Below are 17,123 nucleotides of genomic sequence, written 5' to 3' on the forward strand. Positions count from 1 at the left end.
TCAACGTTGTTTCGCCAATTCGCGCTCGGCCGACTCCACCGTGTTCTGCAACAGCATGGTAATCGTCATCGGACCCACGCCGCCCGGTACCGGCGTGATGTGAGCGGCCACTTCCTTGACGCCGTCGAAATCGACGTCGCCGCACAGTTTGCCGGCGTCGTCGCGGTTCATGCCGACGTCGATCACGATCGCGCCCGGCTTGACCATGTCGGCGGTCAGGGTATTGCGGCGGCCCACGGCGGCCACGATCACGTCGGCCTGGCGGGTGTGGTAGCCCAGGTCCGCGGTCGCGCTATGGCATATGGTCACGGTGGCGTTGGCTTGCAAGAGCAACATGCCCATCGGTTTGCCGACGGTGTTGCTGCGGCCGATCACGACGGCGTGCTTGCCGCGCAGGTCGATGCCGGTGGTTTCGATCAGCTTCATGCAGCCGTAGGGGGTGCAGGGACGGAAGCCTTCCAGGCCGGTCATCAGTTCGCCGGCCGACAGCACCGAATAGCCGTCGACGTCCTTGGCGGTCGAGATGGCCTCGATGACTTTCGACGGATCGATGTGCCTGGGCAGCGGCATCTGCACCAGGATGCCGTGGATGGCGGGATCCACGTTCAACGCTGCGATGCGATCGAGCAGGGCGGCTTCGGACAGATCGGCGTCGTATTTCTCGAGCACGGAATGAAAGCCCACGTCGCCGCAAGCCTTCACCTTGTTGCGCACATAGACCTGGCTGGCCGGGTCTTCGCCGACCAGGATGACGGCCAGGCCGGGCTGCTTGCCGGCGGCGGTGAGCTTGGCGGCGCGCGCGGCGATATCCTCGCGCAGTTGTTTGGAAAGGAGAACTCCGTCGATCAGTTGTGCAGGCATGGTGAAGGCTCGTCGCTGGGCAAAAACAGAATTATACGACCGACCCATGCAATCTCCTCCCTTCAGCGTATAAATGGGCCGTTTTTCGCCGTGATCAGGGTGCTTCGGTATACGATGTCCGTTGATCGAAAGGCGAGTGTTTCTCTATGAAAAATGTGCACTTGCAGCATATGATTTCATATCGTGAAATCGCATATCGTAATTTGAAAATGCCAAAATCCACTGGTAGAATCCATGGGTTTATCTAAAAGATAGTCTGAAATTTCACCACTCGCCGCCAGCCTGCGCAGGGATCGGATGGGGCGCACCACTTAGGAGACGCATGACATGTCAGCTCAACTCGACCAGTTGACCGCGCAAGCCGCCAATGATCCGGACGCGATCGAGACCCGCGAATGGCTCGATGCGCTGGAAGCGGTGATCGAACATGAAGGGACCGAACGCGCCCATTACCTGATGGAGCGCCTGGTCGACCTGGCGCGCCGCCGCGGCGCCCACGTTCCGTTCTCGGCCAATACCGCCTACGTGAACACCATCCCGGCCCACCTGAACCAGAACTCGCCGGGCAACCTCGAATACGAAGAGCGCCTGCGCTCGTGGATGCGCTGGAACGCGATGGCGATGGTCGTCAAGGCCAACCGCGCCGACGGCGACCTGGGCGGCCACATCTCGTCCTTCGCCTCGCTGGCGAACATGCTGGGAACGGGCTTCAACCACTTCTGGCACGCCCCGACCGAAGACCACGGCGGCGACCTGCTGTACATCCAGGGCCACTCCTCGCCCGGCATCTACGCGCGCGCCTTCCTCGAAGGTCGCCTGACCGAAGAACAGCTGCTGAACTTCCGCCGCGAAGTCGACGGCAAGGGCCTGTCGTCGTATCCGCACCCGAAACTGATGCCGGACTTCTGGCAGTTCCCGACCGTGTCGATGGGCCTGGGTCCGCTGATGGCGATCTACCAGGCGCGCTTCCTGAAATACCTGCACGCACGCGGCATTGCCAAGACCGACAACCGCAAGGTCTGGGTCTTCTGCGGCGACGGCGAGATGGACGAGCCGGAATCGATGGGCGCGATCGGCATGGCCGCGCGCGAACGCCTGGACAACCTGGTCATGGTCGTCAACTGCAACCTGCAGCGCCTGGACGGCCCGGTGCGCGGCAACGGCAAGATCATCCAGGAACTCGAAGCCGACTTCCGCGGCGCAGGCTGGAACGTCGTCAAGGTCATCTGGGGCTCGCAGTGGGATCCGCTGCTGGCCCAGGACAAGGACGGCATCCTGCAGCGCGTCATGATGGAATCGGTCGATGGCGAATACCAGAACTACAAGGCCAAGGACGGCGCCTACGTGCGCAAGCACTTCTTCGGCAAGCACCCTGCGCTGCTCGAAATGGTGTCGAAGATGAGCGACGACGACATCTGGCGCCTGACCCGCGGCGGCCACGATCCGCACAAGATCTACGCCGCGTTCAAGAACGCGCAAGAGAACAAGGGCACCCCGACCGTCCTGCTGGTCAAGACCGTCAAGGGCTTCGGCATGGGCAAGTCGGGCGAGGCGCGCAACACCGCCCACCAGACCAAGAAGCTCGACGACCAGGCGATCCGCGACATGCGCGACCGCTTCAATATCGCCATCCCCGACGACCAGCTGGCCGATATCCCGTTCTTCAAGCCGGCCGACGACGCGCCCGAGATGGTGTACCTGCACGAGCGCCGCAAGGCACTGGGCGGCTACCTGCCGCAGCGCCGCGAGAAGGCGGATGAAAAGCTGGTGGTGCCGAAGCTCGAATCCTTCAAGGGCGTGCTCGAGCCGACCGCGGAAGGCCGCGAGATCTCGTCGACCCAGTCGTATGTGCGCGTGATCACCAGCCTGCTCAAGGACGAAAGCATCGGCCAGCGCATCGTGCCGATCCTGGTCGACGAATCGCGTACCTTCGGCATGGAAGGCCTGTTCCGCCAGATCGGCATCTTCAACCAGCAGGGCCAGTTGTACGAGCCGGTCGACCGCGACCAGGTGATGTACTACCGCGAAGACAAGGCAGGCCAGATCCTGCAAGAGGGCATCAACGAAGCGGGCGGCATGAGCTCGTGGATCGCCGCGGCGACGTCGTACTCGTCGAACAACCGCACGATGATCCCGTTCTACACCTTCTACTCGATGTTCGGCATGCAGCGCGTGGGCGACCTGGTCTGGCTGGCGGGCGACATCCGTGCGCGCGGCTTCCTGATGGGCGGCACCGCCGGCCGCACGACGCTCAACGGCGAAGGCCTGCAGCACGAAGATGGCCACAGCCACGTTATCGCCGCGACCGTGCCGAATTGCCTGCCGTATGACCCGACGTTCGGTCACGAAGTCGCCGTCATCATCCAGGACGGCCTGCGCCGCATGGTGGAAGAACAGGAAGACGTGTTCTACTACATCACCATCATGAACGAGAACTACCCGCATCCAGGCCTGAAGCCGGGCCAGGAAGAGGGCATCCTGAAGGGCATGTACCTGCTCCAGGAAGGTGCTGCGATCGCTGGTGACAAGCCGGCGCCGCGCGTGCAGCTGATCGGCTGCGGCACCATCCTGCGCGAGTCGATCTTCGCCGCCGAGCTGCTCAAGAACGACTGGGGCGTCGATGCCGACGTGTGGTCGGCGCCGTCGCTGACCCTGCTGGCGCGCGATGGCCAGGACGCCGAGCGCTGGAACATGGTCAACCCTGAACTGCCGCAGCGCGTGCCGTACGTGACGTCGCTGCTGCAGAACACCAGCGGCCCGATCGTCGCGACCACCGACTACATGCGCATGTTCGCCGAGCAGATCCGCGCCTTCATGCCGAAGGACCGCACCTACAAGGTGCTGGGCACCGACGGCTTCGGCCGCTCGGATTCGCGCGTCAAGCTGCGCGAGTTCTTCGAGGTGAACCGCTACTACGTGACGGTCGCCGCGCTGCGCGCCCTGGCCGACGAAGGCAAGATCGACCGCGCAATCGTGTCGCAGGCGATCGCCAAGTACGGCATCGACCAGAACAAGCCGAATCCGGTGACCCAGTAATGCTCGACGCCGCCGTTTCCTTCGCAGGAAACGGCGGTCTCAAAGCGAACGAAAAATAACGGAGCTAACACTATGAGCATTGTGGAAGTCAAAGTCCCCGATATCGGCGACTTCAAGGAAGTCGAAGTCATCGAACTGATGGTCAAGCCGGGCGACACGATCAAGGTCGACCAGTCGCTGGTGACCGTCGAATCCGACAAGGCGAGCATGGAAATCCCATCGAGCCATGCCGGCGTCGTCAAGGAAATCAAGATCAAGGTCGGCGACAAGGTCGCCATGGGTTCGCTGGTGCTGCTGCTCGAGGAAGCCGGCGGTGCTGCCGGAGCGCCTGCAGCTGCTCCGGCAGCCGCGCCGGCCGCTGCCGAAAAGCCGGCCGAAAAGCCTGCCGAAGCGCCAGCCGCTGCCGCCCCTGCGGCCTCTGGCGGCCCGGTCGACGTGACCGTGCCGGACATCGGCGACTTCAAGGAAGTCGAAGTCATCGAACTGATGGTCAAGGTCGGCGACACGATCAAGGTCGACCAGTCGCTGATCACGGTCGAATCGGACAAGGCCAGCATGGAAATCCCGTCGAGCCATGCCGGTGTCGTGAAAGAACTGAAAGTGAAGGTCGGCGACAAGGTCGCCAAGGGTTCGCTGGTGCTGGTCGTGGAAGCGACTGGTGGCGCGCCTGCAGCGGCGCCTGCGCCTGCCGCAGCCGCTCCTGCAGCCGCTCCTGCAGTCGCTCCTGCAGCCGCGCCGGCGCCTGCACAAGCATCGGCCCCGGCACCTGCTGCTGCCGCTGCGCCAGCCGCCGCGCAAGGCGCGACCGGTTCGAAAGCCCACGCTTCGCCATCGATCCGCAAGTTCGCACGCGAACTGGGCGTCGACCTGGGCCGCGTGCCGGGCACCGGCCCGAAAGGCCGCATCACCCAGCAGGACGTGCAGAACTTCGTCAAGGGCGTGATGGCTGCGCCAGCGGCCGCACCGGCGAAAGCGGGCGGCACTGGCGTTGGCCTGGACCTGCTGGCCTGGCCGTCGCTCGACTTCTCGAAATTCGGTCCGACCGAAACCGTGCCGCTGTCGCGCATCAAGAAGATCTCGGGCCCGAACCTGCATCGCAACTGGGTCATGATCCCGCACGTGACGCACTTCGACGAAGCCGACGTGACCGACCTGGAGCAGTTCCGCGTCGATTCGAACGCCGCGCTGGCCAAACAGAAGTCCGCCGTCAAGTTGACCATGCTGGCCTTCGTGATCAAGGCGAGCGTCGCCGCGCTCAAGAAATTCCCGCAATTTAATGCATCGCTGTCGGAAGACGGCGCGGCCCTGATCACCAAGCAGTACTACAACATCGGCTTCGCGGCCGACACCCCGAACGGCCTGGTGGTTCCGGTCGTGAAGGATGCCGACAAGAAGACCATTTCGCAGATCGCCACCGAGATGGGCGAATTGTCGGGCCTGGCGCGCGAAGGCAAGCTGCCGCCGACCGCGATGCAGGGCGCGACCTTTACCATCTCGTCGCTGGGCGGCATCGGCGGCACCAACTTCACGCCGATCATCAACGCGCCGGAACTGGCGATCCTGGGCCTGTCCAAGTCGGCGATGAAGCCGGTGTGGGACGGGTCGGGCTTCCAGCCGCGCCTGATGCTGCCGATGTCGCTGTCGTACGACCACCGCGTAATCGACGGCGCCGGCGCCGCGCGCTTCGCCGCGTACCTGGCCGACGTGCTGGCCGACCTGCGCAAGACCCTTCTGTGATTGGAGCGCACTGATGAGCACTGTTGAAGTGAAAGTCCCGAATATCGGCGACTTCAAGGACGTCGAAGTGATCGAGCTGATGGTCAAGGCCGGCGACACGATCAAGGTCGACCAGTCCCTGATCACCGTCGAATCGGACAAGGCCAGCATGGAAATCCCGTCGACCCACGCCGGTGTCGTCAAGGACATCTCGGTCAAGGTCGGCGACAAGATCAACGAAGGCACGCTGTTGCTGACGGTGGAAGAGTCGGGTGCCGGCGCTGCCGCGCCGGCGGCTGAAAAGCCGGCCGACAAGCCGGCCGCCCAGATCGGTGCACAGGCTGTCGCACCGACCGCCGTCGCTGCGCCGACCGATTCGTATGCGCCGGCCCATCCTGCACCGGCCGCCCAGCCGGGCGCCGCGCCGGCGCCGAATGCCTCGAGCTACTCGGGCCAGGTCGACATCGACTGCGAGATGATGGTGCTGGGCGCCGGCCCGGGCGGCTACTCGGCCGCCTTCCGCGCCGCCGACCTCGGCATGAACACCGTGCTGGTCGAGAAGTACGCGACGCTCGGCGGCGTGTGCCTGAACGTGGGCTGCATTCCATCGAAGGCGCTGCTGCACGTGGCGCACATCATGGACGAGACCGCGCACATGGCCGACCTGGGCGTGGCCTTCGACAAGCCGCAAGTCGACATCGACAAGCTGCGCGCCCACAAGGACGGCGTGATCAAGAAGATGACCGGCGGCCTGGCCTTCATGGCCAAGGCACGCAAGGTCAATGTGGTGCAGGGCGTGGGCCAGTTCCTCTCCCCGAACCACATCGAGGTCACCGGCCCCGATGGCGCCAGGAAGGTCATCGGCTTCAAGAAGGCGATCATCGCCGCCGGTTCGTCGGTGGTGAAGCTGCCGTTCGTGCCTGAAGACCCACGCATCGTCGATTCGACCGGCGCGCTCGAATTGCGCCAGGTGCCGAAGAAGATGCTGGTCATCGGCGGCGGCATCATCGGCCTGGAAATGGCGACTGTCTATTCGTCGCTGGGTTCGCGCATCGACGTGGTCGAGATGATGGACGGCCTGATGCAGGGCGCCGACCGCGAGGCGGTCAAGGTCTGGCAGAAGTTCAATGCCCACCGCTTCGACAACATCATGACCAAGACCAAGACCGTCGGCGTGGAAGCGCTGCCGGAAGGGATCAAGGTCACCTTCGAAGCGGCCGAAGCCGGCGCGACGTCGCCGGAACCGCAGCTGTACGACCTGGTGCTGGTGGCCGTGGGCCGCAGCCCGAACGGCAAGAAGATCGCCGCGGACAAGGCCGGCGTGACGGTGAGCGATCGCGGTTTCATCGCGGTCGACAGCCAGATGCGCACCAATGTGCCGCACATCTTCGCCATCGGCGACCTGGTGGGCCAGCCGATGCTGGCGCACAAGGCGGTGCACGAGGCGCACGTGGCGGCCGAAGCGGCGCTCGACAAGAAGACCCACTTCGACGCCAAGGTGATCCCGTCGGTGGCCTATACCGACCCCGAAGTGGCATGGGTCGGCCTGACCGAGGAAGAAGCCAAGCAGAAGGGCATCAAGGTCGAGAAGGGCCACTTCCCGTGGAACGCCAGCGGCCGCGCGGTCGCCAACGGCCGCGACGAAGGCTTCACCAAGCTGCTGTTCGACGCCGAGACCCACCGCATCGTCGGCGGCACCATCGTCGGCACCAATGCCGGCGACATGATCGGCGAGATCGCGCTGGCGATCGAGATGGGCGCGGACGGCGTGGACATCGGCAAGACCATCCACCCGCACCCGACCCTGGGCGAGTCGATCGGCATGGCGGCCGAAGCCTACGAAGGCGTCTGCACCGACCTGCCGCCACCGAAGAAGCGCTAAGCCCCAACAAAAAGCTGGGGTCACGTCTGACATTCGGACACGGCCTCAGCATTCATCAAGCAACAGCTGGGTCAGAAGCTGACATTCGTACACTGGTGTGGTAGAGCCCGTGTCCGAATGTCAGACCTGACCCCGCTGTTTTTTTTTTAGAATGTCAGACCTGACCCCGCTGTTTTTTTTACACGAGTTGCAATGGATGAGAATGAGCGGCGTGCGCCGCTTGCCAGCGCCCGCCAAAAGCCTATGATGAGACAATGCGGCGGCAAGCCGACTTGCCGCGCCCGCGTTCCAGGAGGGGAAGATGGACGAGCACAGCAATGAGTACGTCGGGACCGTCTACGTGTTGCCGGAAACCCGCTGTTTCGAACTCCACACCACGGTCCACGGCGCGCCGGCGACCATTACCGGCACCATCTCGCAGCTGCTGGCCTCGCAGTTCGGCCAGTACGAGCCGGGCGCCATCGGCACCATTGACCCGCAACAGGTGGCGGTGCGGCCGCGCCGGGTCGAGGTGCTGACCCGCGAACTTCATGAGCGCCACCGGGCGCCGCGCAAGGTGCACCTGCTCACGCGCGTGTACGAAGCGGAAGAACAAGCCAGGCCGGTACCGATGTCGGCCATCTGATCACCAGGCATGAAAAATGCCGCCGGGCTTGCGCCGGGCGGCATTGGTATGGATGCGATGCCTGTTTCAGCCGAAGCTGACGAAGCGCTCCGGGATATCGATCGTGCCGGCCTTGGCGGCGGCGGCATAGGTACGCATTTCAGCGATCACTGCTTCCATCTGATCATTACCAGGGTTTTCGATGAAGTTCTTCATGCGTTCTTGCAGCGAAGCCTGCTGGTCACGCCATTCGTATCTGGACGACTTGCTCATGCTTTCTCCTCGCGGTCAAACCGCTGTTATTGATATTCACGACATCCTCTGTGAAGGCTTACAGAGTGCCACAAAAACGCCACTTGTGTCCGTGCGATGCCGCACTTAATCAGCTAGCTTGAGGATTCTTCAGGACGCTCGAATAAAACAGCTCGAGCCGTGCCGCCAGTTGGCGCCGCGCTTCTTCGCTCATCGGCTCGGCATCGGGAAACAGGAAACGGCCGATCGGATCGCCGCAGATGCAGCCGATCAGGTGGGTCGGCACAAGGTCGAGCGGCACCTCGTCGCGCAACTGGCTGCGGATATCCGGGCGCGCGAAGAAACGGTACAGCGTCTCGCGCGTCAGGCGCGGCCCGCCTTCGTAGAAGGCCTCGGCCAGCTCGGGATTGCTGACGGCCTCGGCGATCACCACGCGCTGCATCGCCATCGCATCGGGCTCGACGATCATCTCGTAGAAGTCGCGCGCGAAATCGTCGACGATCTCGCGCAGCGGCCGGGTGTCGGCGTCCATGCTGCGCCCGGCAAACAGGCGTTCGCGCCGCGAGGCGAGCACGGCCCGGAGCAGGCCGGCCTTGCCGCCGAATTTCACATAGATGGTGCGCACCGCCACGCGTGCTTCGCGGGCGACTGTCTCGAGGCTGACCTTGGTATAGCCATGGCGCAGGAAGAGGCAGCCGGCGGCCTCGATCAATTCCTGGGTGCGGGCCTCGACTTCCGAAGCCTTGGGGCGTCCGGCTGACTTGGCGCCTGCAGGGATATCGCTCTGTGCTTTGCTCATGGCAAGGACTCTAGTGGAAATTAAAATGAAACGCAACCATTTCATTCCTTGACTTCCGTGAATTGCTGGCAAATAATGCGCTGAACCCATTTCATTTCATTTTTCCGGAGCAGTACCATGGCAGAGACGCACAGCACGGCAGGGCAGGCGAGCGCAGCACAAGCACAGGGGAGCGGCGCCCCGGTCGACGGGCCTGGCAAGAGCGGGCCCAACAAGCGTGTGCTGGCCGTGGTCGGCCTGATCGCGCTGGCGGCGATCGGCGCCGGCGGACGCATGTGGTACCGCAGCCATCACTACGTCGAGACCGAGAATGCCTATGTCACCGGGCGCGTGCACCAGGTGTCGTCGCGCGTGGCCGGCGTGGTCACGCGCGTAGCGGTCGACGACAACCAGCTGGTCAAGGCCGGCGACACGATCGCCGAGCTGGATCCGGCCGACCACGCCGTGCGCGTCGAGCAGATCGAGGCGCAAATCGCCAGCGTCCAGCAGCAGGTCGGCCAGGCCGACGCCCAGATCCAGCAGGTGCGTGCACAAGCCTCGGCCGCCGGCGCCCAGGTCAAGCAGTCCGAAGCCCAACTGCTGCGCGCGCGCCAGGACGCCGAGCGTTTCGGCCAGCTGTACAACGACACCATGAAGGCGGTCTCGAAGGCCGAGGTGGATGCCTCGAGCGCGGCGCGCGCCGCCGCCGTGGCCGACCTGGCTGCGCGCCGCGACAACGCCGCCGCCGCACAAGCCCAGATCGGCGCGGCGCAAGCCGGTCGCGACGTGCTGCAGGCCCAGGTCAAGGTGCTGCAGGCGCAGTTGAAGGACGCGCAGCAGCAACTGGCCTATAACCGCATCGTGGCGCCGGTAGCCGGCCGCGTCGGCCGCCGCAGCGTCGAAGTCGGCGCCCGCGTGCAGCCGGGCCAGGCCCTGCTGGCGGTGGTCGAAGACAATGTGTGGGTGGTCGCCAACTTCAAGGAAACCCAGCTTGCCGGCCTGGCGCCGGGGCAGATGGTCAGCCTCGAGGTCGACGCGCTGCCCGATCATCACCTGGTGGGCCGCGTGGACAGCTTCGCGCCGGCGTCGGGCAACCAGTTCGCGCTGCTGCCGGCCGATAACGCGACCGGTAACTTCACCAAGATCGTGCAGCGCGTGCCGGTCAAGATCACGCTCGATCCGCAAGACATGAAAAAGTATGCCGGCCGCCTGGTGCCAGGCATGTCGGTGGTGGCCGAGGTCGAACTGGGCCAGGACACCAGGCACACCCAGACCGCCGCCGTCCGCTAAGCCATTGTCATGACTACCCTGAGCAAACCCGCGCCAATGGGCGCGGTTCCGGGCGCGCCAGCCGATGGCGCAGCGGTGGACCTGCGCACCTGGATCGCGGTCGCCGCCGGCATGCTGGGCGCCTTCATGGCGGTGCTCGACATCCAGATCACGAACTCCTCGCTGCGCGACATCCTCGGCACCTTGTCGGCCACGCAGGAAGAAGGGTCGTGGATCTCGACCGCCTACCTGTGCGCCGAAATCGTCGTCATTCCGCTGACCGCGCTGTTCACCCGCGCCTTCGGCGTGCGCAACTACATGATCGGCACCACCGCGCTGTTCCTGGTGTTCTCGACCCTGTGCGGCGCGGCCTGGAGCCTGGACAGCATGATCGTGTTCCGCATGCTGCAGGGCTTCACCGGCGGCGCCCTGATCCCGATGGCCCTGACCCTGGTGATGACCCTGCTGCCGCCATCCAAGCGCGCCACCGGCATGGCCATCTTCGGCCTGACCGCGACCCTGGCGCCGGCCATGGGCCCGACCCTGGGCGGCTACCTGTCGGAACTGTATGGCTGGCCCTCGATCTTCTATATCAACTGGGTGCCGGGCGTGCTGCTGATCGCCGGCATGGCCTGGGGCCTGAAGCCCGAGAAGGCCGACCTCAAGACCCTGGTGAAAGCCGACTGGCTCGGCATCGCATTGATGGCGATGGGCCTGGCCTGCCTGACGATCTTCCTTGAAGAAGGCAATTCGAAGGACTGGTTCGATTCGCGTTTCATCGTGACCTTCGCCGCACTCTCGCTCACGGGCCTCCTGGGCTGGGTGGCGCTGAGCTTCTCGAAGCCCGAATCGTTCGTCAACCTGCGCCTCTACGGCCAGCGTAACTTTTTGGTCGCGACCACGCTGTCGGCGGTGATCGGCATGGGCCTGTACGGTTCCTCCTACCTGCTGCCGCTGTACCTGGGCCAGATCGCCGGCTACACGCCGATGCAGATCGGCGAAGTGATCGCCTGGGTCGGCCTGCCGCAATTGCTGGTGATGCCGTTCGCGGCCAGGCTGTCGTCGAAGATCGACAACCGCATCCTGTGCAGCTTTGGCCTGTTCATGTTCGGCATCTCGTGCATCATGAATTCGACCATGGACGCCACCACCGGCTACGACCAGCTGATGTGGACCCAGGTCGTGCGCGCCATCGGCCAGCCTTTCGTGATGCTGACCCTGTCGAACTTCGCCATGTCAGGCCTGCCGCCGCGCGAGATGGGATCGGCCTCGAGCCTGTTCAACATGACCCGCAACCTGGGCGGCTCGATCGGCATCGCGCTGCTGGCGACCTCGCTGACCAACCGCGAGCACTTCCACTCGGCGCGCCTGGGCGAAGCCGTGTCGAGCTATGCGCCGGCGACCCAGGAACGCCTGGACGCGCTGACCCAAGGCTTCATCGCCAGCGGCATCGACCCCGCCAGCGCCGCCAACCAGGCGCTGGCAGTGGTCGACCGCCTGGTGCGGCGCGAAGCCTATGTGATGGCCTATAACGACGGCTTCTGGATCATCGGCATGATCCTGCTCGGCTGCATCGCCGCGATCTGGATGGCCGACAAGGTCAAGTCGCCGGGCGGCTCAGGCGCTCATTGATGCGCCCACTGATACTGAATCGAATGAAGAGACCAACCATGTTCAAACCTCTCGCCACCGTTCTCGCGATCGGCATGCTGCTCGCCGGCTGCACTACCCTTGGCCCGGATTTCCAGGCGCCGGATGCACCGGCGCAGGCGGCGTTCCGCCATGTCGACGCCGGTGCAGATAGCGCCCGGCTGCCGGCCGCCTGGTGGACCGTGTTCCGCGACACAACCCTCGACAGCCTGGAAGCGCGCGCGCTGCGCGACAATCCGGGCGTGCAGGCCGCGGCCCAGCGCCTGCTGCAGGCGCAAGCCCAACTGGGCGTGGTGCGCGCCGGCCAACTGCCGAGCGTCTCGGTCGGCGCCGGCGTCTCGAATGCGCGCACCTCGGCCGAAACCTCGCAGGGCCTGGCCCTGGGCGGCCGTTCGATCGAGGGCAATCACTACAGCGTCGGCGCCTCGCTGTCGTATGAGCTCGACCTGTGGGGCCGCGTGCGCCGCGTGGTCGAGGCCAGCGATGCGCAGGCGCTGGCGGCGCAGGACGACCGCGACGGCGTGATCCTGCTGCTCTCGAGCCAGGTCGCTTCGAACTACTGGCAGTTGCGCGGCCTGGATGCCGAGCTGGCGATCCTGCGCGACGCCCTGGCCACGCGGCGCGAGTCGCAAGAGCTGGTCGAGGCCCGCTTCAACGGCGGCCTGTCGAACGAGCTGGATGTGTCGCGCGCCCGCATCGAGCGCGCCAACGCCGAGGCCGACCTGCACGAGGTGCAGCGCCAGCGCAACCTGGTCGAACACGCGCTGGCCACGCTGGTGGGCAGCACGCCGAGCGCGCCGCTCCTGGCCGAAGCGCCGGTCGTGCAACTGCCGCAGCCCCCCGCGATTCCCGTTGGCCTGCCGGCCAGCCTGGTGGGCCAGCGGCCCGACCTGGCGGCCAGCGTGGCCCAGCTGAAGGCCGCCAATGCGCAGGTCGGCGTGGCCGAAGGCGCCTTCTATCCGGCCATGTCGCTGACCGGGAATGTCGGCTATGCCTCGCAAAGCCTGAACGATTTGACGAGCGGCGGGGCGCGCCAGTTTTCGGCCGGTCCGCTGGCGCTGTCGCTGCCGGTGTTCGACGGCGGCCACAATCGCGCCAACCTGGCGCTGGCCAAGGCGCGCTACGACGAGGCGGTGGCCAACCACCAGACGAAACTCCTGGGCGCGCTGCGCGAAGTGGAAGACGCCTTGTCCGACCTGCAGCAGCGCCAGCAACAGGGCGAGGTGCAGGCGCAATCGCAACAGGCCGCGGCGCGCGCGCTGCTGGTGGCGCAGGCGCGCTACGAGCGCGGCGTGTCGACCTATCTCGACGTGACCGACGCCCAGCGCAGCGCCCTGGGCGCCGACCGCGCGGCGGCGCAGATCCGCACCCAGCGCCTGCTGGCGACGGTGGCGGTGGCGCGTGCGCTTGGCGGTGGGTGGGAGCAGGGGGAGGCGTTGGCGACGGTGCGATAATGGTCCGCTTGTCATCCACGACCCGAGAGACCATGAAAAACATCCTCGCACCATTCGTCCTGTGCGCCGCCATCGGCGCCGCTTTCGCTCCGACCGTGCACGCGCAAACGCCGTCGACGGCCGCCAGCGCCGACCAGCTCCAGGCCATGTCGAAACGCTTCGCGCCGGTCGAGCTGCGCGCCGATGTGTCGCACCTGTCGAAGGGCGACCGCGCCGCCATCGTCAAGCTGATCGAAGCGGCCAGGATCGTCGACACGCTGCAGCTGCGCCAGCGCTGGGCCCATAACGAAGCGCTCTGGAACGCGCTCAAGCGAGACACCACGCCGCTGGGCCGCGCGCGCCTGGACGCCTTCTGGCTCAACAAGGGCCCGTGGTCGAACCTGGACAACAATTCTTCGTTCATGCCGGCCGAGTATGCGGGCATCAGGATCCCGGCGAAGAAGCCCGAAGGCGCCAACTTTTATCCGCAAGGCGCTACCAAGGCGACGCTCGAAAATTGGATGAACGGCCTGGCGCCGGAGCAGAAGAAGGATGCGCAGTGGTTCTTCACCGTGATCCGCCCTGGCCCGGACGGCAAGCTGCGCACCGTGAAGTATTCGGACGAATACCGCCCCGAGCTGGAACAGCTGGCCAAGCTGCTGCGCGACGCCGCGGCATCCACCGACAATGCCTCGCTCAAGAAATTCCTGGGCCTGCGCGCCGATGCTTTCCTCTCCAACGACTACCTGGCCTCGGACTTCGCCTGGATGGATCTCGATTCGCCGGTCGACGTGACCATCGGGCCGTATGAAACCTATAACGACGAACTGTTCGGCTACAAGGCGGCCTTCGAGGCCTATGTGAGCATCCGCGATCCGCAAGAGACGGCCAAGCTGGACTTCTTCGGCAAGCACTTGCAGGAACTCGAGGACAATCTGCCGCTCGACAAGCAGTACCGCAACCCGAAGGTCGGCGCCATCGCGCCGATGGTGGTGGTCAATGAAGTGTATGGCGCCGGCGACGGCAATATGGGCGTGCAGACCGCGGCCTACAACCTGCCGAACGACGAGCGCGTGATCCGCGAGCGCGGCTCCAAGCGCGTGATGCTCAAGAACGTGCAGCAGGCGAAATTCACGTCCACGCTGACCCCGATCAGCAAGCAGGTCTTGCGGCCGGCCGATCAGGCTGACCTGGATTTCGATTCTTTCTTCACCCACATCCTGGCGCACGAGATCATGCACGGCCTGGGACCGCACCACACGAAGAAGGACGGCAAGGATTCGACCCCGCGCCAGGACCTGAAAGAGACGTATTCGACCATCGAGGAAGCCAAGGCCGACGTCACCGGCCTCTGGGCGCTGCAATACATGATGGACAAGGGCCTGCTCAAGGACACGCTGGGGCAGGGCGCCGCGGCCGAACGCAAGCTGTACAACACCTTCCTGGCCTCGAGCTTCCGTACCCTGCATTTCGGTTTGAGCTCGTCGCATGCGCGCGGCATGGCGATCCAGGTCAACTACCTGCTCGACAAGGGCGGCATCAATGCCCACGACGACGGCACCTTCTCGGTCGACTTCAAGAAGATCAAGGGCGCCGTGATCGACCTGGACCGCGAATTCCTGACCATCGAGGCCACGGGCGACTATGCGCGCGCAAAGGCGATGATGGACAAATACGTGGTCATTCGTCCCGAGGTGCGCAAGGCGCTCGACAAGCTCAAGGCGGTGCCGAACGATATCCGCCCGGCCTTCGTCACGGCCGACAGCCTGCTCAAATAATGGCTGTGCAAGGACAGGGAACGGTAGCGCAGGCGCTGTAAGCACAACCTACAGCGCCATGCTATATTTGAGTAGTTTCCAATAAGAAATAACTATGGTTTTTCTTTTAACTTACTCGACCGACACCCTGCCTATATGAAAACCAAGAACCTGACCATCGGCGCCCGGCTGGCAATCGGCTATGGCGCCGTTTTTCTATTGATGATCGCCCTGGTCGCGCTGGCCGTCAGCCGCGTGGGGCGGATCGAGAACGTTCTCAACCATATCAACGAGGTCAACAGCGTCAAGCAGCGCCACGCGATCAATTTCCGCGGCAGTGTGCACGACCGGGCGATCGCCCTGCGCGACGTGGTGCTGGCGGCCGACGGGGCAGGCGCCGCAGCCCCGCTGGCGCTGATCCGCACGCTGGACGACAACTACGCGCGCTCGGCCGGCCCGCTCGATGCGCTGTTCAATGATCGCAAGGACATCCTGCCCGAAGAGAAGGACGCGCTGGCCGCGATCAAGGCCCAGGAAAGCCGGACCAAGCCGCTGATCGCGCGCGTGGTCGAGCTGCATGCCGCCGGCAATGTCCTTGAGGCGAACACGTTGCTGTCGCAAGAGGCCGCGCCGGCTTTCAGCGCCTGGCTGGCCAGCATCAACCGCCTGATCGACCTCGAGGAAAAGCTGAGCAACGATGCCGCGCACGAGGCGCGCCGCATGGCCAACGGTTTCTTTGGCTGGATGGCGCTGCTGTGCGCCGGCGCGATCGCTGCCGGTTCGCTGGCGGCCTGGTATATCAGCCGCGGCCTGCTGCGCCAACTCGGCGGCCAGCCGGACTACGCGGCCTCGATCGCCACCGCCATCGCCAGCGGCGACCTGGGCGTGGACATCGTCACCCGTCCGGGTGACCGCGCCAGCCTGCTGTTCGCGATGCAGGGCATGCGCGACAGCCTGGTACGCATCGTGGCGCAAGTGCGCAACGGCACCATGGCGATCGGCACCGTGTCGACCGAGATCGCCGCCGGCAACCGCGACCTGGCCGGCCGTACCGAGCGCCAGAACGACACCCTGCAAGCCACCGCTGCCTCGGTCGAGCAATTGACCGGCACCGTGCGCCAGAATGCCGACAATGCGCGGCAAGCGAATGCGCTGGCCGAATCGGCGTCCGAAGTAGCGCTGCGCGGCGGCAAGGTGGTGGCCGAGGTCGTGCACACCATGGCATCGATCAACGAGTCGTCGAAGAAGATCGTGGACATCATCGGCGTGATCGATGGCATCGCCTTCCAGACCAATATCCTGGCACTCAATGCTGCCGTGGAAGCAGCGCGCGCGGGCGAGCAGGGCCGCGGCTTCGCCGTGGTGGCGACCGAGGTGCGCAACCTGGCCCAGCGCTCGGCGGCGGCGGCCAAGGAAATCAAGGTCTTGATCGGCAGCTCGGTCGAGCGGGTCGACGCCGGTGCGCGCCTGGTGGACCAGGCCGGCGCGACGATGGACGAGATCGTCAGCGGCGTCAGGCGCGTCACCGACATCATGGGCGAGATCAGCCATGCGAGCGCAGAGCAGAACGCCGGCATCGAGCAGGTCAATGGCGCGATCGGCCAGATCGACGACGCCACGCGCCAGAACGCGGAACTGGTGCAGCAGGCCAGCCAGGCCGCGGCTGCGCTGGAAGATGAGGCGGAGAGGCTGGCGCAACTGGTGAGCATTTTCCGTCTCGATGGCGGCGCCGCACCGGCGCTGGCAGGCGGGAAGGCACGGTCTGCACTGGCCGCTTAAGGGATGCAAGGATCGCCGCGGCGGCCCTTGTTTTTTTGAACATACAGAAATATTTTCCTGAAAGCAGTGCTTGATTCGGGGCTAGAATTTCCAATAGGAATTTCGT

Annotated in this window: 12 protein-coding genes; 9 read left to right on the forward strand and 3 right to left on the reverse strand. The window is 65.0% G+C overall.

Annotated elements, in window-relative coordinates:
• Window positions 1-861, reverse strand: a complete 861-nt coding sequence (gene folD / locus E8M83_RS02060; RefSeq protein WP_137171741.1) for a bifunctional methylenetetrahydrofolate dehydrogenase/methenyltetrahydrofolate cyclohydrolase FolD — start codon at window positions 859-861, stop codon at window positions 1-3.
• Window positions 862-1,188: 327 nt separating this feature from the next.
• On the opposite strand from folD, the gene aceE reads away from it, so the two are divergent.
• From aceE to E8M83_RS02080, 4 genes are all read left to right on the forward strand, one after another.
• On the forward strand, window positions 1,189-3,897 hold the full coding sequence (aceE, locus tag E8M83_RS02065) for a pyruvate dehydrogenase (acetyl-transferring), homodimeric type (RefSeq protein ID WP_137171742.1): 2,709 nt from the start codon (window positions 1,189-1,191) through the stop codon (window positions 3,895-3,897).
• A gap of 72 nt (window positions 3,898-3,969) precedes the next feature.
• Window positions 3,970-5,634, forward strand: coding sequence for a dihydrolipoyllysine-residue acetyltransferase (gene aceF / locus E8M83_RS02070; RefSeq protein WP_137171743.1), 1,665 nt, complete (start codon window positions 3,970-3,972; stop codon window positions 5,632-5,634).
• Window positions 5,635-5,647: 13 nt separating this feature from the next.
• Window positions 5,648-7,495 (forward strand): dihydrolipoyl dehydrogenase, encoded by a 1,848-nt coding sequence (lpdA, locus tag E8M83_RS02075; RefSeq protein ID WP_137171744.1) that lies wholly within the window; start codon window positions 5,648-5,650, stop codon window positions 7,493-7,495.
• Window positions 7,496-7,796: 301 nt separating this feature from the next.
• A complete protein-coding gene (locus tag E8M83_RS02080; protein ID WP_137171745.1) occupies window positions 7,797-8,120 on the forward strand; it encodes a hypothetical protein in 324 nt (107 codons plus the stop codon).
• A 66-nt stretch (window positions 8,121-8,186) separates the two neighbouring features.
• Here E8M83_RS02080 and E8M83_RS02085 read toward each other — a convergent pair whose 3' ends face one another.
• Together E8M83_RS02085 and E8M83_RS02090 are read right to left on the reverse strand one after the other, a co-directional pair.
• A complete protein-coding gene (locus E8M83_RS02085; RefSeq protein WP_137171746.1) occupies window positions 8,187-8,372 on the reverse strand; it encodes a hypothetical protein in 186 nt (61 codons plus the stop codon).
• Between the two features lie 109 nt (window positions 8,373-8,481).
• Entirely contained in the window at window positions 8,482-9,150 is a 669-nt protein-coding gene (locus tag E8M83_RS02090; protein ID WP_137171747.1) for a TetR/AcrR family transcriptional regulator, read from the reverse strand.
• 117 nt (window positions 9,151-9,267) lie between these two features.
• On the opposite strand from E8M83_RS02090, the gene E8M83_RS02095 reads away from it, so the two are divergent.
• The 5 genes from E8M83_RS02095 to E8M83_RS02115 all read left to right on the forward strand — a co-directional run bounded on the left by E8M83_RS02095 (window position 9,268) and on the right by E8M83_RS02115 (window position 17,017).
• Window positions 9,268-10,419: an HlyD family secretion protein gene (locus E8M83_RS02095; RefSeq protein ID WP_137171748.1), complete on the forward strand. Its 1,152-nt coding sequence runs from the start codon at window positions 9,268-9,270 to the stop codon at window positions 10,417-10,419.
• A 9-nt stretch (window positions 10,420-10,428) separates the two neighbouring features.
• On the forward strand, window positions 10,429-12,030 hold the full coding sequence (locus E8M83_RS02100; protein WP_137171749.1) for a DHA2 family efflux MFS transporter permease subunit: 1,602 nt from the start codon (window positions 10,429-10,431) through the stop codon (window positions 12,028-12,030).
• A 38-nt stretch (window positions 12,031-12,068) separates the two neighbouring features.
• Complete coding sequence (locus tag E8M83_RS02105) at window positions 12,069-13,502, forward strand: efflux transporter outer membrane subunit (RefSeq protein ID WP_137171750.1); 1,434 nt, start codon at window positions 12,069-12,071, stop codon at window positions 13,500-13,502.
• 32 nt (window positions 13,503-13,534) lie between these two features.
• A complete protein-coding gene (locus E8M83_RS02110; RefSeq protein WP_137171751.1) occupies window positions 13,535-15,259 on the forward strand; it encodes a hypothetical protein in 1,725 nt (574 codons plus the stop codon).
• A gap of 135 nt (window positions 15,260-15,394) precedes the next feature.
• On the forward strand, window positions 15,395-17,017 hold the full coding sequence (locus E8M83_RS02115; protein WP_137171752.1) for a methyl-accepting chemotaxis protein: 1,623 nt from the start codon (window positions 15,395-15,397) through the stop codon (window positions 17,015-17,017).
• Window positions 17,018-17,123: the final 106 nt, after the last annotated feature.

It is taken from the genome of Massilia sp. HP4, assembly GCF_005222695.1.
Taxonomy (GTDB): domain Bacteria; phylum Pseudomonadota; class Gammaproteobacteria; order Burkholderiales; family Burkholderiaceae_D; genus Telluria.

Coding starts and splice junctions, on each gene's coding strand:
- folD (WP_137171741.1), bottom strand. CDS start 861: ATGCCTGCACAACTGATCGACGGAGTTCTCCTTTCCAAACAACTGCGC.
- aceE (WP_137171742.1), top strand. CDS start 1,189: ATGTCAGCTCAACTCGACCAGTTGACCGCGCAAGCCGCCAATGATCCG.
- aceF (WP_137171743.1), top strand. CDS start 3,970: ATGAGCATTGTGGAAGTCAAAGTCCCCGATATCGGCGACTTCAAGGAA.
- lpdA (WP_137171744.1), top strand. CDS start 5,648: ATGAGCACTGTTGAAGTGAAAGTCCCGAATATCGGCGACTTCAAGGAC.
- E8M83_RS02080 (WP_137171745.1), top strand. CDS start 7,797: ATGGACGAGCACAGCAATGAGTACGTCGGGACCGTCTACGTGTTGCCG.
- E8M83_RS02085 (WP_137171746.1), bottom strand. CDS start 8,372: ATGAGCAAGTCGTCCAGATACGAATGGCGTGACCAGCAGGCTTCGCTG.
- E8M83_RS02090 (WP_137171747.1), bottom strand. CDS start 9,150: ATGAGCAAAGCACAGAGCGATATCCCTGCAGGCGCCAAGTCAGCCGGA.
- E8M83_RS02095 (WP_137171748.1), top strand. CDS start 9,268: ATGGCAGAGACGCACAGCACGGCAGGGCAGGCGAGCGCAGCACAAGCA.
- E8M83_RS02100 (WP_137171749.1), top strand. CDS start 10,429: ATGACTACCCTGAGCAAACCCGCGCCAATGGGCGCGGTTCCGGGCGCG.
- E8M83_RS02105 (WP_137171750.1), top strand. CDS start 12,069: ATGTTCAAACCTCTCGCCACCGTTCTCGCGATCGGCATGCTGCTCGCC.
- E8M83_RS02110 (WP_137171751.1), top strand. CDS start 13,535: ATGAAAAACATCCTCGCACCATTCGTCCTGTGCGCCGCCATCGGCGCC.
- E8M83_RS02115 (WP_137171752.1), top strand. CDS start 15,395: ATGAAAACCAAGAACCTGACCATCGGCGCCCGGCTGGCAATCGGCTAT.